At 64.6% G+C, this 21,130-nt stretch carries 16 protein-coding genes and 1 tRNA gene; 12 read left to right on the forward strand and 5 right to left on the reverse strand.

What is annotated here, in order from left to right; genetic code table 11:
- Positions 1–7 precede the first annotated feature (7 nt).
- A complete protein-coding gene (locus tag B2527_RS13565) occupies positions 8–1,771 on the reverse strand; it encodes a peptide MFS transporter (RefSeq protein WP_293714345.1) in 1,764 nt (587 codons plus the stop codon).
- Between the two features lie 212 nt (positions 1,772–1,983).
- Between B2527_RS13565 and B2527_RS13570 the strand changes: the two genes are divergently transcribed.
- The 5 genes from B2527_RS13570 to B2527_RS13590 all read left to right on the forward strand — a co-directional run bounded on the left by B2527_RS13570 (position 1,984) and on the right by B2527_RS13590 (position 9,904).
- On the forward strand, positions 1,984–3,975 hold the full coding sequence (locus B2527_RS13570; protein ID WP_293714347.1) for an OPT family oligopeptide transporter: 1,992 nt from the start codon (positions 1,984–1,986) through the stop codon (positions 3,973–3,975).
- Between the two features lie 509 nt (positions 3,976–4,484).
- Positions 4,485–6,545, forward strand: a complete 2,061-nt coding sequence (locus tag B2527_RS13575; RefSeq protein WP_293714349.1) for an alpha/beta hydrolase family protein — start codon at positions 4,485–4,487, stop codon at positions 6,543–6,545.
- Between the two features lie 99 nt (positions 6,546–6,644).
- A complete protein-coding gene (locus B2527_RS13580; protein ID WP_293714350.1) occupies positions 6,645–6,875 on the forward strand; it encodes an SHOCT domain-containing protein in 231 nt (76 codons plus the stop codon).
- A gap of 192 nt (positions 6,876–7,067) precedes the next feature.
- Complete coding sequence (locus B2527_RS13585; protein ID WP_293714351.1) at positions 7,068–8,318, forward strand: DUF819 domain-containing protein; 1,251 nt, start codon at positions 7,068–7,070, stop codon at positions 8,316–8,318.
- 335 nt (positions 8,319–8,653) lie between these two features.
- Positions 8,654–9,904 (forward strand): DUF819 domain-containing protein, encoded by a 1,251-nt coding sequence (locus tag B2527_RS13590; protein ID WP_293714352.1) that lies wholly within the window; start codon positions 8,654–8,656, stop codon positions 9,902–9,904.
- Positions 9,905–10,003: 99 nt separating this feature from the next.
- Here B2527_RS13590 and B2527_RS13595 read toward each other — a convergent pair whose 3' ends face one another.
- Positions 10,004–10,936 carry a LysR family transcriptional regulator gene (locus B2527_RS13595; protein ID WP_293714354.1) on the reverse strand — a complete coding sequence of 311 codons (933 nt, stop codon included), beginning with the start codon at positions 10,934–10,936 and terminating at the stop codon, positions 10,004–10,006.
- Between the two features lie 144 nt (positions 10,937–11,080).
- On the opposite strand from B2527_RS13595, the gene B2527_RS13600 reads away from it, so the two are divergent.
- The 5 genes from B2527_RS13600 to B2527_RS13620 all read left to right on the forward strand — a co-directional run bounded on the left by B2527_RS13600 (position 11,081) and on the right by B2527_RS13620 (position 15,558).
- Positions 11,081–12,667, forward strand: a complete 1,587-nt coding sequence (locus B2527_RS13600; protein WP_293714356.1) for a GMC family oxidoreductase — start codon at positions 11,081–11,083, stop codon at positions 12,665–12,667.
- A gap of 1 nt (position 12,668) precedes the next feature.
- The gene (locus tag B2527_RS13605; RefSeq protein ID WP_293714358.1) at positions 12,669–12,947 is read left to right on the forward strand and encodes a hypothetical protein; all 279 of its coding nucleotides are present in this window, start codon (positions 12,669–12,671) and stop codon (positions 12,945–12,947) included.
- Positions 12,944–14,425 carry an aldehyde dehydrogenase family protein gene (locus tag B2527_RS13610; protein WP_293714360.1) on the forward strand — a complete coding sequence of 494 codons (1,482 nt, stop codon included), beginning with the start codon at positions 12,944–12,946 and terminating at the stop codon, positions 14,423–14,425. Before B2527_RS13605 ends, B2527_RS13610 begins: the two co-directional genes overlap by 4 nt.
- A gap of 52 nt (positions 14,426–14,477) precedes the next feature.
- Entirely contained in the window at positions 14,478–15,362 is an 885-nt protein-coding gene (locus tag B2527_RS13615; RefSeq protein ID WP_293714362.1) for a catalase, read from the forward strand.
- A gap of 120 nt (positions 15,363–15,482) precedes the next feature.
- A tRNA-Thr gene (locus B2527_RS13620) sits at positions 15,483–15,558 on the forward strand.
- Positions 15,559–16,125: 567 nt separating this feature from the next.
- Here the strand turns inward: B2527_RS13620 and B2527_RS13625 are convergent.
- Genes B2527_RS13625 through B2527_RS13635 form a run of 3 tightly spaced genes read right to left on the reverse strand, consistent with a single transcriptional unit; the run spans position 16,126 to position 18,067 of the window.
- Entirely contained in the window at positions 16,126–16,677 is a 552-nt protein-coding gene (locus B2527_RS13625; protein ID WP_293714364.1) for a hypothetical protein, read from the reverse strand.
- 27 nt (positions 16,678–16,704) lie between these two features.
- Positions 16,705–17,724: a hypothetical protein gene (locus B2527_RS13630; RefSeq protein WP_293714366.1), complete on the reverse strand. Its 1,020-nt coding sequence runs from the start codon at positions 17,722–17,724 to the stop codon at positions 16,705–16,707.
- Between the two features lies 1 nt (position 17,725).
- Positions 17,726–18,067, reverse strand: a complete 342-nt coding sequence (locus B2527_RS13635) for a hypothetical protein (protein WP_293714367.1) — start codon at positions 18,065–18,067, stop codon at positions 17,726–17,728.
- Between the two features lie 689 nt (positions 18,068–18,756).
- Between B2527_RS13635 and cyoA the strand changes: the two genes are divergently transcribed.
- Both cyoA and B2527_RS13645 read left to right on the forward strand, forming a co-directional pair.
- Positions 18,757–19,830, forward strand: a complete 1,074-nt coding sequence (gene cyoA, locus B2527_RS13640) for a ubiquinol oxidase subunit II (RefSeq protein ID WP_293714369.1) — start codon at positions 18,757–18,759, stop codon at positions 19,828–19,830.
- A gap of 2 nt (positions 19,831–19,832) precedes the next feature.
- A partial coding sequence (locus B2527_RS13645) for a cbb3-type cytochrome c oxidase subunit I (protein ID WP_293714370.1) occupies positions 19,833–21,130 on the forward strand: 1,298 nt, incomplete at its 3' end.

The following is a 21,130-nucleotide window of genomic DNA, read 5'->3' on the forward strand; positions in this document are numbered from 1 at the left end:
CCTTGGGTCAACGCACGCCGTGCATCATCCGCTTGAGCAATGGTGAGGCGAGCAGGGCGACTGCCGCGCAGCCCAGGCCTATCCACATCAGCAGCCAGAACAGGTGTTCGTAGCGGCCCGCGGCCTCGGCGATGTTCATCACTTCGCCTTCAGGTACATCGATGGCGGCCAGCTTGCCGAGCAATGCGGCCAGCGTCTCGGAGAACGCGGTGGCCAGGAACCAGGTGCCCATCATCAGGCTGACCACGCGCGGTGCGGCCAGCTGGGTGACGGCCGACAGGCCCACCGGCGACAGGCACATCTCGCCGATTTCCAGGATCAGGTAGGCCAGCACCAGCCACCACACGCTGGCCATTTCGCCGGTGGCGCCCACCTGTTGTGCGGCCAGCGCAAGCGGTACGAATGACAAGGCGCCGAACACCAGGCCAAACGATGACTTGAGCGGCTTGGACGGATCCAGCCTGCGCTTGTCCAGCCATGCCCACAGCGCGGCAAACAGCGGTGCCAGCAGCACCAGGAACAATGCACCCAGATAGGTCAGCGAACCGGCGGTCTGCGGCAACACCAGGCAGTCACGCACCAGCATCACCAGCATGGCCGCAACGATCAGCGCAAACAGCAGGCGCGGTGCAGCGGAGGCGGGGTTGCGGTCGGACAGGCGCGCGGCCACCACGAAACCCAGCGGCGCCAGCAGCAGCGAAACGATGGACCACGGCAGCGGCGTGCCCTCGCGGATCACCAGTGAAGGCACCAGATCCTTGCTCAACAGGCGGTCGGTGAAGGTAACCCAGGAGCCGTAGGTCTGCTCGTACAGGGTGAAGAACACCAGTGCCATGAAGATCAGCACCATCAGCGCGATCATCTGCTGGCGCTGCACCGGCGTGCATTGCGTGCCGGTGAACCAGGCAAACCACAGCAGCACTCCGCCCAGCACCACGATCATCAGCATCAGCGCCAGGCTGATTTCGCCGCCGAGTGCGAATGCACCGTTGGCTGCTGCCCACATCAGTGCTGCCACCGGCACCACGCCCACAATGGCCACGGCGTAGATCAGCCATTCTCGCGGCAGGCCCAGCACGCGTTCGCGCAGGGTGGCCGGTTGCGGCGGCTCGGCATGGCCGTGCAGGTACTTCTGGCCCCACAGGAACATCGCCAGGCCAACCAGCATGCCGATACCGGCGGCGCCGAAGCCGTACTTCCAGCCATAGGCTTCGCCGAGGAAGCCGCAGACCAGCGAGGCGAACAGCGCCCCCAGGTTGATGCCGGCGTAGAACAGCGAGAAGCCCGAGTCGCGGCGCGGGTCGTTCTCCGGGTAGAGCTTGCCAACGATGGTGGAGATGTTGGGCTTGAGGAAGCCCACGCCCATGATGATCAGGGCCAGCGACAGGTAGGTGACCGACAGCGCGGCTTCGTCGCGTACCACCTCGCCGGCGACGCGATGGGCGGCGTGGCCCTCGAAGGCCATGCCGGCATGGCCGAGCACCAGCAGGATGCCGCCGAACACCACCGCCTTGCGCATGCCCAGCCAGCGGTCGGCCAGCAGGCCGCCAAACACCGGGATGCAGTAGACCAGGCCGCCATAGGCCCCCAGCAGGTCAAGCCCGGCCTTGTCGCCGAACAGGTGGTATTTGGTCAGGTACAGCAGCAGCAAGGCCTTCATGCCATAGAAGGAGAAGCGCTCCCACATCTCGGTGAAGAAGCAGACGTAGACGCCCTTGGGGTGGCCGAGGAAATCGTTGGAGCCCGCCGCGGGCAGGTAAGTGGTGGACATCGGCCGCCGCAGGTACTGGGAGGAGGGCGAGTATAGGCATGTGCCGGTGCTGCGGAATGCCGCGATGCGGCATCTTGCTGAAACGGTGCGTTGGCCGTGCCCAATCCGGGCCACGGCTGTGCCGAGGGCTGCGTGATATGACAGCGCGACTGGACTTGCTGTTAAGCGGGCGTTAGCTTGGCGAGGGTTTTTTTGCCATCCAAGGGCTTTCCATGAACAACGCTGCGCCTGCGCAGCTCACATTCCGCGCGGTGGTACTTGCCGTCGTGCTGGCTGTGGTGCTGTCCGCCGCCAATGCTTACCTGGGCCTGTTCGCAGGCTTGACCATTGCTACCGCCATTCCGGCCGCCGTCGTTTCGATGGGCGTGCTGCGTCTGCTCGGTGGCGGCACCATTCTTGAGAACAACATCGTCCAGACCGGTGCTTCGGCCGGCTCGTCGATTGCCGCCGGCGTGATCTTCACGATCCCGGCGCTGGTGATCATGGGGTACTGGCCGGACTTCAAGTACTGGTGGGTGCTGGGTATCGCTGGCCTGGGTGGCCTGCTGGGCGTGCTGTTCTCGGTGCCGCTGCGGCGCTCGATGATCGTCGAGGATCCGCTTCCCTTCCCGGAAGGCAAGGCCGCCGCGGAAGTGCTCAAGGCCGGTGAAAACCCCGGCCCGGGCATGAAGATCCTGGGTATTTCGGCGGCCATCGGCGGCCTGGTGAAGCTGGCGGCAGCCTCGGGCCTGCGCATCTTCCCCGATGCCTGGGCACAGGCCGCCTATGTGGGCAGCTCCAAGGTCACCGCCTTCATCGGCACCAACCTGTCGCCGGCGCTGCTGGGCGTGGGTTACATCGTCGGCCTGAACGTCGGCATCGTGGTGCTGTCCGGCTCCATCCTGTCCTGGCATATCGCCATTCCGCTGTACCAGGCGTTCTTCATGGGCACCAACCCGGAGCTGGCGGCGTCCATCGCCAACGCCCCGGCCGCCGATGCGGCCTTTGCCATCTGGGGTTCGCAGATCCGTTATCTGGGCGTGGGCGCCATGCTGATCGGCGGCGTCTGGACCCTGTTCTCGCTGCGCAAGTCGCTGCTCAATGGCGTCAAGAGCGGTTTTGCCGCTGCGCGCAAGAGCAGTGGCCCGGCCCTGGCCGAGACCGAGCGCGACCTGCCGATGAAGTGGATGCTGATCGCGCTGATCGCCTTCACCCTGCCGCTGCTGGGTCTGTACCAGGCCATCGTCGGCCAATGGCACGTGTCGATCCCGATGACCATCATCATGATCGTTGCCGGCTTCCTGTTCGTGTCGGTGTCGGCTTACCTGGCCGGCCTGATTGGTTCGTCCAACAACCCGGTCTCGGGCATCACCATTTCCACCATCCTGTTCGCCTCGGTGGTGCTGGTGCTGCTGCTGGGCAAGGACGGCCTGATTCCCGTCGGCGTCGGCGGTGCTCCGCTGGGTGCGGTGGCCGCGATCATGATCGGCGCGGTGGTCTGCTGTGCGGCCGCCGTTGGCGGTGACAACCTGCAGGACCTCAAGGCCGGTTATCTGGTCGGCGCGACGCCGTGGAAGCAGCAGCTGATGCTGGGCATTGGCGCGTTCTCCTGCGCCCTGATCATGGCGCCGGTGCTGAACCTGCTGGCCCATGCCTATGGCATCGGCGCACCGACCGCCGAGCACCCGAACTCGCTGGCAGCACCGCAGGCCAACCTGATGGCCTCGGTTGCACGTGGCCTGTTCGGTGGCGAGTTGCCGTGGACGATGATCGCGCTGGGCGCGGGCGTCGGCGCGGTGATCATCGCCGTTGACGAGTGGCTGAAGAAGACCGGCAAGCGTTTCCGCGTGCCGGTGCTGGCTGCTGCCATCGGCATCTACCTGCCGCTGGAGCTGATGGTGCCGATCTTCCTGGGCGGCCTGCTGGCCCACCTGGTCGAGCGTTTCCACAAGCTGCGTGCCGACGATGAAGAAGGCCGTGACCGCGTGCACCGCCCGGGCGTGCTGTTTGCTGCCGGCTTGATCACCGGTGAAGCGCTGATGGGTATCGCTATCGCAGTGCCGATCGTGGTGAGCGGGCAGGGCGACATTCTGGCGCTGCCGCTGGGCGGCTTTGCCGACACCTGGGCGACGCTGTCGGCCTGGGTAGGCCTGTTCGTGCTGTTCCTGGTTGGCCTGCTGCTGTACCGCATCGGCAAGAAGGGCGAGCCCGCGGCGAAGGCCTGATTTTCCCTTCTCCCCTTGTGGGAGAAGGTGCCCGAAGGGCGGAAGAGGGGAGCTTTTGGTTTTGAGTTGGCCGGGGCTTGGAGCCAAAGCCAAAGCCAAAGCCAAAGCACCCCTCCCCAACCCTCCCCTTGGCCTGCGGCCAAAGGGAGGGGGCTCAAGCCAAAGCCGCCCTTGGGCGGCTTTGCTGTTTTTCCCTTCTCCCGCTTGCGGGGGGAACAAAGGGCCTGCCCCGCGAAGGCGGGGGTGCCCGAAGAGCCTGCCCCCGCGAAGGCGGGGGGCGGATGGGTGGAGCTTTTGATTTCAACTTGGCTGTGGGTTTGAAGCTTTAGAGCCAGAGCACCCCTCCCCAACCCTCCCCTTGGCCTGCGGCCAAAGGGAGGGGGCTCAAAGCAAAGCCCCCTTGGGCGGCTTTGCTGTTTGCGGCGGTTGCCGGGCCATGACTTCAAGCCTTTGCAGTGGGGCAGGCTGGACGCCTAACATCGGGGTTTGTCTTTGCCTGGGAGTTGCCCATGAAGCTTCGTCACGCCCTGTTGCCGCTGTGCCTGCTGGCCGCCTTGCCGTCGCTGGTCAGTGCGCGCGGTTTTGAAGTCCGCGACATGGTCAAGCTGGACCGCGCCTCCGCGCCGTTGCTCAGCGCCAATGGCGCGCAGGTGGTGTTTGCCAAGCGCATCGTCGATGCCGACCTCAAGGCCAGCAACAGCCTGTGGATCCGCGACCTGCGCACCCGCGACATGGCACCGCCGAAGCAGCTGACCCCGGCTGGCTGGAACGTCAATTCGGCCTCGATCGAGGGCCAGAACGTCTACTTCCTCAGCGCCAAGAACGGCAGCCAGCAGCTGTACGTGATGCCGCTGGCCGGCGGCGAGCCGCGCCAGCTCACCGACTTCGCCCTGGACGTGGACAGCTACCGCATCTCGCCGCAGGGCGACCGCGTGCTGTTCAGCGCCGGCGTGTTCCAGGACTGCGGCTCGGACCTGGACTGCACCAGCAAGCGCCTGGACAAGGACAAGGCCAGCAAGAGCAGCGGCCAGGTCTACGACAGCATGTTCGTGCGCCACTGGGATACCTGGGCTGACGGCCGCCGCAATACCTTGTTCGTGGCGCCGCTGCCGGCCGCTGGTGCGGCGGCGGTGAAGGGCGCATCGGCGATCAGCGCGACGCTGGCCGGTGATGCACCGTCCAAGCCGTTCGGCGGCAATGAAGACTTCGTCTGGTCGCCGGATGGCAAGACCGTCGTGGCCAGCATCCGCGTGCAGGGCAAGCAGGAGCCGTGGTCGACCAACTTCGACCTGTACAAGCTCGACGCTGCCGGCAAGCAGGCACCGGTCAACCTGACCGCTGCCAACCCCGCGTGGGACGCCGGCCCGGTGTTCAGCGCCGACGGCAAGACCCTGTTCTACCGCGCGATGAAGCGCCCGGGCTTCGAGGCCGACCGCTTCGGCCTGATGGCGATGGACCTGGCCAGCGGCAAGGTCAATGAGATCGCCGCGCAGTGGGACCGTTCGGCCGATGGCATCACCTTGTCGGCCGATGGCCAGACCATCTACACCACCGCGCAGGACATGGGCGAACATCCGCTGTTCGCAGTGAACATCGCCAGCGGCGAGCCGACCAAGCTGGTGGGCGAGGGCAGCATCTCCTCCTTCGATATCGCCGGTGATGCGCTGGCCTTCACCCGTAATTCGCTGAAGAGCGGCGACCAGGTGTTCACCAGCAGCACCGCTGCCGGTGCACCGCAACGCGCCATCACCCAGAGCGCCGGCGAAATGCTCGAGGGCGTGAACTTCGGTGACTTCGAGCAGTTCTCGTTCAAGGGCTGGAACGACGAGACCGTGCACGGCTACGTGGTCAAGCCGCACAACTACCAGGAAGGCAAGAAGTACCCGGTGGCGTTCCTGATCCACGGTGGCCCGCAGGGCAGCTTCGGCAATGGCTGGAGCTACCGCTGGAACCCGCAGACCTATGCCGGTCAGGGCTACGCGGTGGTGATGATCGACTTCCACGGCTCCACCGGTTACGGCCAGGCCTTCACCGACGCGATCAGCCAGCATTGGGGCGACCGCCCGCTGGAAGACCTGCAGAAGGGCTGGGCGGCGGCGCAGCAGAAGTACAGCTTCCTCAACGGCGACAAGGCCTGTGCGCTGGGCGCCAGCTACGGCGGCTTCATGGTCAACTGGATCGCCGGCAACTGGAACGAGCCGTGGAAGTGCCTGGTGAACCACGACGGTGTGTTCGACCAGCGCGCCATGGGCTATGCCACCGAAGAGCTGTGGTTCACCGAGTGGGAGCAGGGCGGCACCCCGTACGCCGTGCCGCAGAACTACGAGAAGTTCAACCCGGTCAACCACGTCGCCAACTGGAAGAAGCCGATGCTGGTGGTGCAGGGCCAGTTGGACTACCGCATTCCGGTGGAGCAGGGCCTGGCCACCTTCACCGCGCTGCAGCGGCAGGGCATCGAGTCCAAGTTCCTGTACTTCCCGGACGAAAACCACTGGGTGCTGAAGCCGCACAACAGCGTGCAGTGGCATGACACGGTCAATGGCTGGTTGAAGCAGCACATCGGCCAGTAAGCAGGTAAGGAAGGGCGTGCCATTGGCGCGCCCTTCTTTGCAGCGGGGAGTGCATTACTGGCCCTCCCTCGTTGCGATGATCGCAAAGGAGAATGCGCAATGGGAATGTTCAGTATCTGGCACTGGTTGATCCTGCTGTTTCTGTTCGCCGTTGCTGCCAGCCTGGTTGGCCTGATCGTCTGGTTCGCCAAGCGCTCGTCCAAGGCCCCTGGCAGCCCGGTGGCAAGCGCGCAGAAGCGCCTGCAGCAGCTGGAAGAATTGCGTGCACAAGGCCTCATCAGCAATGAGGAATACGCCAGGCAGCGTGCGGCGATCGTCACCGGGCTCTGAGCCGGGGGCGGCTGAGCGCTGGCGCTTGTGGACGTGTTTGACTCCGGCCTGGAGGGCTGGCGAGCGGCGACGGATGCGCCAGTATGTTCCGTCCTGCGCAAGTGCTGTCTCCGTTCCGGTGCGGTGTGTCTGCAGGTTCCATCCATGGGCAAGGGGTTTGCCCACATACACGCATCAAGGGGATAGACGATGATGGCAGCCGCAACAGGCGCACTCATCTGCAATGACATCATCGTGTTCGGCCTGATCGCCGCCACGCTGGGGGGTATTTTCTGGACGTCGGGCAGCAGCAACCCGCTGCTGAAGAAGTTCTACAGCTTCGTGCCGGCGTTGTTGCTGTGCTACTTCATACCGGGTGTGTACAACACCTTCGGCCTGATCGATGGTGAAACCACCAAGCTCTACAACCCGATCGCGCGCGATGTGTTCCTGCCAGCCGCGCTGGTGTTGTTGACGCTGTCCATCGACCTGAAGGGCATCCTCGGCCTGGGCTGGAAGATGCTGGCCATGTACGTGGCGGCGGTGCTGAGCATCATGCTGGGTGCGGTGGTGGCCTTCCAGCTGATGGCCTGGCTGCATCCGGAGACCGTGGCAGGTAGCACCTGGGGCGGCATGGCGGCGCTGGCCGGCAGCTGGATCGGTGGCGGTGCCAACATGCTGGCGATGAAGGAAATCTTCGACGTCGACGCCACCACCTTCGGCCAGTTCGCGGTGGTGGACGTGGGCGTGGGCTATGTGTGGATGGCGGTGCTGATCTTCTTCGCCTCGCGTGCGCCGGCCATGGATAAGCGCAGCGGTGCCGACACCACGGCACTGGATGACCTGCGCGACCGGGTTGCCAACTACCAGGCGCAACATGCGCGTATTCCTGCACTGGGCGACCTGATGGTGATGGCCGGCATCGCGTTTGGCGCGGTGGCGCTGTCGCACGGCCTGGCCGGTCCGTTGGCCAACTGGTTTGCCGCCAATGTCAGCTGGTCCAGCTCGGTGAGCATGGACAAGCCTTTTGTTTGGGTGGTGTTGCTGGCCACCTTCATTGGTCTTGGCTTGAGCTTTACCCGCGCCCGCGAGCTGGAGGGCGTCGGCGCGTCGAAGTGGGGCTCGATGTTCCTGTACTTCCTGATCGCCTGCATCGGCATGCAGATGGATCTATTGGCCTTGCTGGAAAAGCCCTGGCTGTTCGCGCTGGGCGTGCTGTGGATCGGCGTGCACATCGTGCTGCTGTGGCTGGCCGGCAAGCTGCTGAAGGTGCCGTTCTTCTATTTCGCCATCGCCTCGCAGAGCAATATCGGTGGCCCGGCCTCAGCGCCCGTATTGGCGACCGCCTTCCATCCGGCCTTGGCGCCGGTAGGCGTGTTGTTGGGCACCTTGGGCTATGCGGTGGGTACGGGTGCGGCCTATGTGGTCGGGATTACCTTGCGGGCGATGGCTGGGGCGGGGTGATCCCCAGCGCGCTGCGCGCTTCCCCCGCTCCGCGCCCCAGCCCTTGCGCTGGCGCAAGGGCGTTCAAGGCGCAGCGAACCTTTGGTTCGCAAGCTGCGCCTTTCACCCCGCAAGGGGAGAGGGGCTTTGAAGCACTGCGAGCGCAAGCATTGCCAGCAATTGCAGCTGTAGCCCCTCTCCCCTTGCGGGAGAGGGGTTGGGGAGAGGGGGAAGGCGCGCAGCGCTGCTCTCGCTGAACAAGACCCGCTGTCCACCACCATGCTAGGCTCCACCCTCCCACGCCACGTCACCAACGTGGCGTTTTTATTTACCTTCGATCGACAGGAACAGGCCTTATGCCGACCGAACCCAGTACCGCCCTCATCACCAACGACATCGTCGGCCTCGGCCTGATTGCTGCCACCCTGGCCCTGATCTTCTGGCTGGCCAGTGGCCCCACGCCTTTCTGGAAGAAGGTGTTCGCCTGGGTGCCGGCACTGCTGCTGTGCTACTTCATCCCGGCCATCTACAACACCACCGGCCTGATCGACGGCCACGGCACCAAGCTCTACAACCCGATTGCCCGCGACGTGCTGTTGCCTGCGGCGCTGGTGCTGCTCACCCTCTCCATCGACCTCAAAGGCATCGCCCGGCTGGGCCCCAAGCTGCTGGTGATGTTCGTCACCGGCACCGTCGGCATCGTGCTGGGCGCTGCGGTGTCGTTCCAGGTGATGAAGTTCATCCATCCGGAAACCGTGGCCGGCGATACCTGGGCGGGCATGGCGGCATTGGCCGGCAGTTGGATCGGTGGCGGCGCCAACATGGCCGCCATGCGTGAGACCTTCAACGTCGATGCCACCACCTTCGGTCAGATCGCGGTGGTCGACGTGGCCTGCGCCAGCCTGTGGATGGCGGTGCTGTTGTGGCTGGCCGGCCGCTCGCAGGCGATCGATGTCAAGAGCGGTGCTGATACCTCCGCCATCGACGACATGAAACGCCGCATCGCCGAATACGAAGCCAGGAGCGCGCGCAACCCCAGCCTGACCGACCTGATGGTGATCGTCGGCGTCGGCCTGGGCGTGGTCGGCCTGGCACATGCGTTGGCGACACCGCTGGCCGCCTGGTTTGGTGCGAACGTCAGCTGGGCCAGCCGCGCCTCGCTGGATTCGGCCTTCGTATGGGTGGTGATGCTGTCCACCATCTCCGGGCTGCTGTTGAGCTTTACCCGTGCGCGCAACCTGGAGGCGGCTGGTGCATCCAAGATCGGCACCTTGTTCCTGTACTTCCTGATTGCCTGCATTGGCATGCAGATGGATCTGCTGTCGCTGGCCGATCGTCCCTGGCTGTTCCTGCTGGGCGTGATCTGGATGGGCGTGCATATCGGCCTGCTGTACGTGGTGGGTCGGCTGCTGCGTACGCCGCTGTTCTTCTTCGCCATCGGTTCCCAGGGCAATATCGGCGCGGCCGCATCTGCGCCAGTGGTGGCCGCTGCCTTCCATCCCACGCTGGCACCGGTAGGTGTGCTGCTGGGCACGGTGGGTTATGCCACCGGCACGGTGATCGCCTACATGACCGGCCTGATGCTGAAGTGGATGGCTGGCGCCTGATGGCAGCGGCGCGGTGCTTGGCGCTGCGCGCAGGCCAAGCGTCAACCGCAGCGGCGGGGCCTGGTGCCCCGCCGTTCTGCTTGTTGGCACTGCGGTGCGTCAAGCAACCGCCGGGGCAGGGTAGAGCTGGTTGATCAGACGCTCGGAAATGAAATCGATGAACACCCGCACGCGCGGTGAACGCGAGGCATGCGCCGGCCACACCAGCGAGATGCTGCCGTTCTGCCAGGCATGATCCTGCAGCAGTGGCTGCAGGCGACCGGCCTGGATGTCCTCGCGCACCATGTATTCCGGTGCCTGCAGGATGCCCCAGCCGGCCACGGCGGTGACTACCAGCGCCTCCCCGTCGTTCAGGCTGACTACCGACGCTGGCTTGACGCTGAGTACCCCGTCGTTGAATTTCCAGGCTTCCAGTCGCGCGTTGTGGGTTTGCCGGTACTGGATGCAGCAGTGCTGCGCCAGATCAGCCGGCCGTTGTGGCGGACTGTGTTTGGCAAGGTAGCGGGGGGCCGCGCAGGTGGTGAGCTGCATCGGTCCCAGGCGGCGCGCCTGCAGGCCGGAATCCTCCAGCTCGCCGGGCCACAGTGCCAGGTCATAGCCTTCCTCGACCAGATCGACGCGGCCGCTGTCCAGGCTGATGTTGATCATCACCTCGGGATAGAGCGCGTGGAAGTCGAGCAGCGCTGGCAGTACGAAGCGACGCCCCAGCAAGGTGGGTACGCTGACCTTCAGGCGTCCGCGCGGCGTGGTCTCCTGCAGGCGCATCTCGCGCTCTGCGTCCTGCAGGTCCTTCAACACCTTGGTGACGTGCTGGTACAACACTTCGCCCTCGCCGGTGAGGGCCAGTGCACGGGTTGTGCGGTTCAGCACCCGCATGCCAAGGCGCAGTTCCAGCCGGTCGACTGCTTTGCCCACAGCAGACGCCGACAAGCCCAGGCGACGGCCCGCTGCTGAAAAACTGCCGGCTTCCACCGCAGTGGCGAACGCCAGCAGGCCATTGAGTGACTCCAGCGACGACAGGGTTGCGGACATTGTTTCCGGACTATCCCGAGCATGACGGTGGTTCCGCGCGTGTGCCGATTGGCCGACGATGATTGCGTCGCCCTGACCGCATCGCAGCTCGCATGGCGTGGCGGCACAGCGGCATCAGGGACATCGCGGATGGAGGCATTTTCCATGGCAGGCCAACATTATTCTTGGGGTACAGTGCACCGCGCGCTGCGCAACAGCGCTGCACCTTTCACCGAGGAGGCGGCGCCGTCCCATGACGTGGTGATCGTGGGCGGTGGTTCGGCGGGTGCGGTGCTGGCAAGCAGGCTGAGTGAGGACGCTTACCGGCGCGTGTTGTTGATCGAGGCAGGTCCCAGCTACCCCCCCGACGCCTATCCCGATGCCGTCCGCCTGCAGAACATCATCGGTGGCGATGCGGCCCATGATTGGGGCTTCGCATCCGAGCCGGGTTGGCAGGACGTGAGTGTGGCGGTGCCGCGCGGCAAGGTGCTGGGCGGCTGCTCGGCAGTAAACGCCGGGGTCGCCATGCGCGCGCCGGCAGGTGATTTCGCTCGATGGACCCGTGCCGGTCTGCCGCATTGGACGCCGCAGGATGTGCTGCCGTTCTTCCGCAAGAGCGAGCGTACCCTGTTTGGTGACGATGCCTGGCATGGACGCGCGGGGCCGTGGCCGATCCACCAGTTGCAGGAAGACGAAGTGTCGGACATGCAACGGGCCTTCATCGCTTCGGCTGAGTTGGCCGGGTTTGCACGCGTGCGGGATTTCAATGGTGTGCAGCCCTTCGGCGTGGGGCCCTACCCGATGAACAACCGCATGGGCCAGCGCTTGAACACCGGCATGACCTATCTTTCGTTGCAGGTAAGGCAGCGGCCCAACCTGCAGATACGCAGCCAGACCCTGGTGGACAGGGTAGAAACCAACAACGGCCGAGCAACGGCGGTGGTGCTCGCAAGCGGCGAACGTATTGCCGGCGACCAGATCGTGCTCAGTGCCGGTGCCTATGGCACCCCGGCCATCCTGCTGCGTTCGGGAATCGGCCCGGCGCAGGACCTGCAGGCCCTGGGTATCGATGTTGTCGCCGACCTGCCGGTGGGGCAGCGCCTGCAGGAGCATCCGTTCTACTACACCACCTGGGCGGCCCGGCCCACCGAGTTGGGGCTGCCGGTGCCGCCGGTCGGCGCCATCCTGTGGACGCAGTCGTCCATGGCCAATGCAGGTGAAGGTGATCTGCATGTGTCGGCTGTGCACTACGGTGACCCGGAAAGCTCGCCGACGGGGGCCGTTTTTGTACTGGCGCTCGCGCTGACCCGGCCACGTTCGCGTGGCTGCGTGCGCCTGCGTTCGCGCGCGCCAGCCGATGCACCCCGGATCGCCCTCAACCTGCTGGGGGAGGCCGAGGACCGCCGCCTGATGGCGGAAGGCATCGAGATCATCCGGCGGATTGCCAGCAAGGGACCATTGGCACGGATGATCGCCGAAGAACTGGTGCCAGGTGCCATGCTGGTCGGCCGGCATACGCTGGAAGCGGCGCTGCCATTGGCACTGGATATCTACCACCATCCCACTTCGACGGCCCCGATGGGCGGTGACGATGATCCGCATGCGGTCACCGACTACCAGGGGCGGGTGCGCGGCATCGAGGGCCTGCGGGTGGCGGATGCGTCCTGCTTTCCCGATGTGCCCTGCGTGGCCACCAACCCTACTGTGATCATGTTGGCCGAGCGCGTCAGCCAATGGTTGCGGGATGCCTGACATGGCCAACCGCGGCTGGCACTTGTTCAATGCCAGGAAGACCCTGCAGGCATGGTTGGCGGTGTATCCGTGCGTGCTCCTTTTCCTCGCCTTGTTCGGGCGGCAGCTTGCCCATTGGCCGTTGCCACTGCGGCTGCTGGTATCGACGGCGGTGATCGTGCCGGTGGTGGTGAACATCACAGCGCCATTGGTCCAGCGCTCCATTGATTGGTTACTGCGGGTGTCCGGCAGGCCCGGCACGGGGGTGACTGCCGAGGAAAGCAAAGAGGAACGGCCATGAACAGATCAAGCACTGCAGTCACCACGTTGCGGCGCGCGGCGAACTGGATAAATGGTGTGCCGCGCTTTGAAGGGCCGCTGCACGACTCCATCGATCCGGCCACTTACCAGGTGATCGGCAACTATCCTGAAAACGGACTCAACGCGGCGATGGCGGGGGTGGCGGCGGCCTCGAAGGCGTTCATCACCACGCCGTGGGCGCGCGACCATGAACTGCGCGCGCGGGTGCTGGAGCAGTTGGCGGCAGCGTTCGAGCGCAACCGTGAGGGCCTGCTGGAGGTGCTGTCGCTGGAGAATGGCAAGATCAAACGTGAGGCCGTGTTCGAGCTGGACATGGTGCCCAGCAAGCTGCGCTACTACGGCGCGGCGGCATTGATGGAGGCGGGCAGGGCATTGCGTCCAAAGCCGGGCCGGTTGTCGATGATCCTGCGCCAGCCGATGGGCGTTGCGGCGGTGATCGCACCCTGGAACTCGCCGGTGGTGCTTACCATCCGCTCGCTGGCGCCTGCGTTGGCGGCGGGCTGCACCACGGTGATCAAGTTGCCCGCGCAGGTTGCGCAGACCGCCAGCATGATGGCCCGCATCATGGGCGAGGCCGAGGATCTGCCGCATGGCGTCATCAACCTGTTCTTCGAAAGTGGTGCTGATGGCTCGAGCTATCTGGTCAACACCTCGCATGTACCGGTGGTCAGTTTTACCGGTGCTACCCGCACCGGCCGCACCATCGCCGCCGCCGGTGCCAGCAACCTGAAGCGTTTTGGCATGGAGTTGGGTGGCAAGACGCCGATGATCGTCTTTGATGACGCTGACCTGGGCCTGACCCTGCCGGTACTGGAAAAGGCCTTGACCGTGTTTGCCGGGCAGTTCTGCATGACGGGCTCGCGCCTGCTGGTGCAGGACGGCGTGTATGCACAGGTACGCGATTCGATCGCCGAGCGCCTGCGGCGGGTCAAACTCGGCCCGGCCAGCGATCCCACCAGCGACATGGGGCCGTTGATTGACCGGGCCAATGTCGAGCGTGTCGAACTGATGGTGGAGACCGCGCTACGCGCTGGCGCCAAGGCCATCGTGCGCGGTGGTGCGATCAAATATGGCACGTTGGCAAAGGGCGCTTTCTTCCAGCCGGCGTTGCTGGAAGTGAGCGACAACCTGCTGGAGATCGTGCAGCAGGAGGTGTTTGGGCCAGTGCTGACCCTGCAGCGCTTCAGTGACGAAGCCGAGGCGGTACGCCTGGCCAACAGCACCGCCTACGGCTTGGCTGCAGGCGTATGGACCCGCGACCTGGCCAAGGCATTGCGGGTGGCCGAGGGATTGGATGCCGGCTCGGTATGGGTGAACGACTGGGCGCGGGTGTTCGATGGCACCGAGGAAGGCGGGTTCAAGCAATCCGGTCTTGGGCGCTTGAATGGGCTGGCGGCGCTTGAGGACTTCGTCGAGTACAAGCACATCGCCTTGCAACCTGGCTCGGCGGGCCCCTGAGCGGGCGGGGTGTGGCAGCTTGGCGGGCGCAGTGCCCGTGCGGAGGTGCAGCGTGGTCACAGGGCAGGCAAATCTGTTGTTGGGTGCCTTGCAGGGCAATAAACGGCCCGCACCGGGCGCGCGGCTCAACCACGCGCGCGGCCTGCTGGTGGAGGGGCACTTCCAGGCCACTGCGCTGGCCGCGCAGTACAGCATGGCCGGTGTGCTGGGCGGGCTGGAGCAGCCCGTGCTGGCCCGGCTTTCCAGCAGCGGCGCTGATCCCCAGCTCGACCAGCGCAGCCCGGCGGCCGAACCACGCGGGCTTGCCCTGCGTATCGGCGCCCGTGCGGCCATGGTGCTGGTGGGGCACTCGCTGGAGGGCTATCCCGCGCGTACGCCGGATGAGTTCCTGGCCTTCCTGCGGGCGATGGCGGCGCCGCACCCGTTGCTGCAGGCCCTGCCTGAAGCCGCGCAGCGCTTCGAGTACCTGCGGCAGGCGGCGCGCAGTGCCAGCTTCAGCGCGCTCAACTACCACTTCCTGCACCCGTACCGGTTGACCGCAGCGGACGGGCATACGCGCATCGGCCGGCTGGTGCTGCGCACGCTCAAGCCACACCCGCAGCTGGGCCTGCCACCCACGGCGGATTACCTGGACCGCCGCCTGCGTGCCGAGCTGGCCAGGGAGCGGGTGGGCTTTGCACTGGTGTTCACCCAGGCCCCGGCCAACCTGGACCCTGCCGACATCAGTCTGGCGTGGGATCCTGCCCTGCCATCGGTGGCCTTGGGGCACCTGTGGCTGGAGCGCGTGGCCCGGCAGCAGGCCGCGCAGCGCAAACGCGTATTCGACCCCAGCCTGCTGCCGACCGGTATCGCCTTTGCCGGAGACCCCATGCTGCGCGCCCGGCTGGAGGCGTACCGGCTGGCGGCAGCGCAGCGGGTGGGGCAAGTGTGGGATTGAGACTCGGGGCCCGGATGGGGGGCTGAGGTTTGAGCGTGCATTGGCTGCGCGTGCTGCAATCAGGGCCAGGCGGGCGCGGATTGACCGTCGCTGGCGGCTTCCATTACACTTCGCGGCCACGCCGGAATAGCTCAGTTGGTAGAGCGGCGCATTCGTAATGCGTAGGTCGTAGGTTCGATTCCTATTTCCGGCACCAGATCAGGCCCGCCTTGTGCGGGACTTTTCTGTGGGCGGCATCCCGGATGGGGGCGGGCGATCCTCGCGCTGGCTTCAAGGGCAGCCATTCGGGTACCGGGACTTCAATGCTCCGGATACATGCTCGCCTCGATCGAACTCACGGACTTTGCCTGTGGGTACTCTGCATTCTCGGCAAAACTGACCAGCTACGCTCCGCCGGTATTGTTGGCCTGCTGGGCGAATGCCTGGTATCCACTTCCTTGGTGAAATACTGGGCCTCGTTCAATGCTTCCGGTGGTAGACGCATGGCTGCCAAGAATCGTCTGCGCTCCACGTCTGACCCGGACCGTAGGGCGCTTATGAATGCAATGAAATTTCCTGTCACGGCTTCCACGGCGGTGTCGAGCGGTGCCTCGTGTGGCACGCGAGGGCTGTTCGAATCACTTCCTGACGTATGGACGGCTTGGCAGTGGTGCTCAACGACGTTGCAGCCGCGTAGTCCATCACATGCTGCGAACACCATGCACCCAAGCACAGGGCCTGCTCGTACCGGGAATGCTCTGTCATGAGGCTGCCCCCGGTTCTTTTACTCGCGTGGTTTTGCCTGGCGGTATTGGCGCTTGTCCCCTGCATGCTGGCCGTTGGGGTCCACGTTCACGCATACCCGACCCCCGCACAACACGGCGTCGGAGGCGTAGTACGCCTGCAGCACCGGAATGGCGTCGTCATAGCGGTTGAGCGCTTCCTGCACCGACGCGAGCTCGCGTCGGTAATAGCCCATGACAGCCCAGCAGGCCAGAATGGCGAGCAGGATCGTGCTGATACCCGTGGCCAGCCACAGCCAGGCGCTTCTGCTGGCGCGGGCAGTGGCTGCGGATATGTCGCGCTCATACTGTGCGGCAACCGGCCCCACTGCGCTCCTGGCATCCTCGGCGATCTGCGAGCTGGCGTTGCCGACAATGCCGCCCACCTTCTGATGAAGCTGGACAAGCTCGGTCTGCAGCGTCTGCATGCGTTGCTCGAAACTCGCCTGCATGCGCTCTTCGCGCTGTTCGAACTTGGCCATCAAGGCGGCCTGCAGTTTTACGGTGTTCTGCAGCGCGCTTAAAAGGTTGGTGAGTTCCGGGTCGTTGGACATGGGTAATCCTTTACCAGTGGGGGCGCATCAAGCACCCATGGCCGGGGCCTGCGGCTGCCTGGCTTGTTCCTGCTGCTGGTTGGCCAGTTGCCGATGTCCCTCTGCGGCCAACGCCTGGACCTGCTGTGATTGCGCAATCTGCGCCGCGGCTTGCGAGAGGCCTGCCTCGTCGTTGGCGAAAGCTGCGGCGGCCAGCTTGTCCAGCTCCGGGTCGCCGGTGCTGAACGCAGTCTGCGTAGGCTGCGCATCACGCGGCGGGTCGATGCTGCTATGGAACGAACCGGACCCTGATCTGCTCTTTTCGTCGGGATCCAGCGGCACGGTGGCTTCGCCGGATTTCGGCGGCTGTATCTTGTGATCGTCGTTGTCGTGCCACTGCTTGCCGTCAAACCAGTAGCCGCTGCGATAGGAGCCGATACCGACATCCTGGTACAGGTTCTCGCCGAAGTTTGGTGCGGTGACGGGCTTGCCGTCCTTGCCCAGGGGGAGCGCAGGTGTGACGTCGGCAGCCCTCAACAAGGTGCTGGCGACGCCGTTGCTGTTGTTGGCCAGGGGCGAGTATTCGAGCTGGGCATCGTTGATCTGCTGGCCTGCCTTGAGCGCAGCTTGCAGCTTCTGCTCCAGCTGCGCATCGGTGCCTTGCCATACCGTGCGGTGTTCGTGGGTTTCGTTGGGGCGTGGCCAGTCCGGCGCGGTTTCGGTACGCACCAGCGGCTCACCATCCGCGCCCTTCACCAGCCTGGCATCCTCCAGGTTGGCACCTTCGCGCGGTATCGGTTGGAGCGAGCCATCGGCTTGCTTCTGGTAAACCGCCTGGTACGGGGGGACGTAGGGGCCGGCATCGACACGGATGTTTCCGTAATTGTCCGACCCCAGCAACGTGCTGCCCGCCAGGTTGCCGATGGCGCTGCCCTCGGGGTTGGCATCCGGGCCGCCACGCACCACAAACTGGCGGCCGTCGGAATGCTCGAAAAGCAGGTAGGCATGCCGTCGGTCGGCAGCGACGGGGCTGGTGCCCACGATGATCTTTGCATTGCCGTCCGGCATCTCAGCCTCCTATGTCCCTGGGCGTGCGTGCAACCTGTACAGCGCTGACGCTGCTGCCGTCCCTGGAATCGAGCGTGACAAACCAGTTGACCGGCGTGGGTGGGGCAGTGGTGCGCTGCGCGGGTGTGGACTCGACCGGCGTTGCGGTGATGCACAGGGTGGAAGATTGCAGGTCCTGCGCCGATGGCTCGGTCGGGGTGCAGGTAAAACCCTGCGCGGAAAGCGCGTGGGTTGCGTCTGCAAGTGATGCCCCGATCGGCGCCCACTGCGCCAGTTGCGTTCTTGCATCCGCAGCCGACTGCTGGAAACGGAACGAGGGGGAGGGGGTGTCGACGTCACTCATGGCGGAACATCCTGTCGCTGTCAGCAGGGAAATCATCAGTACACCAAGCGGACCTGCCGCCTGCAGTAACCGGGGCGATGCGGGCGCCGGGGTTGCGGGTATCGATGGGAACTTACTGGGTCTCATTGGCTCTCCTGGCACCGGACCAAGGCATGTGACATTTTCAGTCTCCTATATTCGATGTTATCTGCCGGTTCACCTCCATAAATGGATTTCTGCAGCCGCCGGGCAGCGTTTGCATTCCGTCCGAAGCGGGGACCTGCTATGTGACGAAGTCACTGGAAGCGGACAGGTAGCGCCGCTGGGGAGATCCGTTAGGCAGATCCGGCGGCCTTGATGGCGGAGATGTTGCCCGTTTGATGTGAAATGGCCGGCGTCAGCCGCGTGTCAATGCGGGGTGAACGCGCTGATCTGGCCGCGGTACCTGCGCCGCCTGCCGCCGGATGCGGGTCGGGCGAGCCTGCGACAGCGGGTCGCAGGTGCGACAACATGTCGCACACCGGGGGGCGCTTTTGCTGCGCGAAATCATTGTCAATGGCTTTCTTAAGTGGTGTGTGAAGCCTAAAATCACGGGGCTGACCTGTAGCTCCCTGTTCAGCTGCCGCCGCCGGGCAATCCGGATGCGGCCTTCCGCGCAAGCGGTTGGCAGGGCTACAGGGGGCAGTACCCCACCGCAATTGGATCGACCGATGATTCCGTTGAAAACTCTTGGGCGCTTGTTGCGCCCGGGCCTCATTGTCGCGATGGCCGTCCTGATGACGGGCTGCGACTGGGCCCTGTTTGACCCGAAGGGCCAGATCGCCCGGGATGAGCTCACGCTGCTGATCACCTGTACGGTGCTGATGCTGCTGGTGGTGATTCCGGTGATCATCATGACGCTGGTGTTCGCGTGGAAGTACCGCGCTTCCAACACCAAGGCCCGTTACGAGCCCAACTGGTCTCACTCCACCGCCATCGAAGTGGTGGTCTGGTCGATCCCGTGCATGATCATCCTGGTCCTGGCGGTACTGACCTGGCGCTCTTCGCATGCGCTGGATCCGTACAAGCCGCTGGAATCCGATACCAAGCCGGTGGTGATCGAAGCGATCTCGCTGGACTGGAAGTGGCTGTTCGTCTACCCGGAAGAAAACATCGCCGTGGTCAACGAACTGACCTTCCCGGTTGATGCCCCGCTGAACTTCAAGCTGACCGCCGATACCGTGATGAATGCGTTCTTCATCCCGCATCTGGGCAGCATGATCTACTCGATGGCCGGCATGGAAACCAAGCTGCACCTGATCGCCAACGAGGCCGGCAGCTATGAGGGCCGTTCCTCGCATTACAGCGGTGCCGGCTTCAGCAAGATGCACTTCACCGCCCATGCGGTGAGCAACGAGGAATACCAGGCCTGGTTGGCCAAGGTGCGCGGCGATGCCAAGGTCATGGACCAGAAGGCATTCACCGAACTGAGCGCCGAGCGCAACCATGACTGGCACCCGGTGACCTATTACGGCAGCACCGAAGCCGGTCTGTTCGACGCGATCATGGCCAAGCATGCCGGTGAGAACCACCACTACGGCATGAAGCATGACGGCAAGGCGATGTCCCACGAGGGCATGGACCCGGCCGCGATGGGCCATGAAGGCATGGATCACGCAGCCATGGGCCACGAAGGCCATGACGCCGCTGCTCCTGCTGCCGCCGAGGCTGACGGCCACGCCGGTCACACTGCAAACGAGCAGCCCGAAGCCGCACATGCCGGCCACGGCCCCTCGGGAGAATGACGATGCTTGGAAAACTCTCTCTGGATTCACTGCCGCACGATCCGATCGTGCTGACCACGCTCATCGGCGCGATCCTTGGTGGCATCGCCGTGCTGGCGGCGGTCACCAAGTTCAAGCTGTGGGGCTACCTGTGGAAGGAATGGTTCACCTCGGTGGACCATAAGAAGATCGGTGCGATGTACCTGATCGTGGCGTTCGTGATGCTGCTGCGCGGCTTCTCCGACGCCATCATGATGCGTGCCCAGCAGGCCGTTGCCGCCGGCGGTGCCGAAGGCTACCTGCCGCCGCACCACTACGACCAGATCTTCACCGCCCACGGCGTGATCATGATCTTCTTCGTGGCCATGCCGCTGATCACCGGTCTGATGAACCTGGTGGTGCCGCTGCAGATCGGTGCCCGCGACGTTGCCTTCCCGTTCCTGAACTCGCTGAGCTTCTGGCTGTTCGTCGCAGGCTGCGGCCTGATGATGATCTCGCTGTGGATCGGTGAGTTCGCCGCGACCGGTTGGCTGGCGTTCCCGCCCTTGTCGGGGTTGGAATACAGTCCAAGCGTCGGTATGGACTACTACATCTGGGCCCTGCAGGTCTCCGGCCTGGGTACCACGCTGAGCGGTATCAACTTCTTCATTACCATCCTGAAGATGCGTACCCCGGGCATGAAGCTGATGCAGATGCCGGTGTTCAGCTGGACCGCGCTGGTCACCAACCTGCTGATCATCGCTGCCTTCCCGGTGCTGACCATCACCCTGGTGCTGCTGACCCTGGACCGTTACCTGGGCACGCACTTCTTCACCAATGATGGTGGCGGCAACGCCATGCTGTACATCAACCTGATCTGGATCTGGGGTCACCCCGAGGTCTACATCCTGGTGCTGCCGGCATTTGGTGTGTTCTCCGAAGTGATCGCCACGTTCTCGCGCAAGACCCTGTTCGGCTACAAGGGCATGGTCTACGCCACCTGTGCGATCGGCGTGCTGTCGTTCCTGGTGTGGCTGCACCACTTCTTCACCATGGGCTCGGGTGCCAACGTCAATGCCTTCTTCGGCATCACGACGATGATCATCTCGATCCCGACCGGCGTGAAGATCTTCAACTGGTTGTTCACGATGTACCGTGGCCGCGTGCACTTCACCTCGCCGGTGCTGTGGACGATCGGCTTCATGATCACCTTCGTCATTGGCGGCATGACCGGCGTGATGCTGGCGATCCCGGCCATCGACTTCGTGCTGCACAACTCGCTGTTCCTGATCGCCCACTTCCACAACGTCATCATCGGCGGCGTGGTGTTCGGCATGTTCGC

Source organism: Stenotrophomonas sp. UBA7606, from assembly GCF_002477705.1.
Lineage (GTDB): Bacteria > Pseudomonadota > Gammaproteobacteria > Xanthomonadales > Xanthomonadaceae > Stenotrophomonas.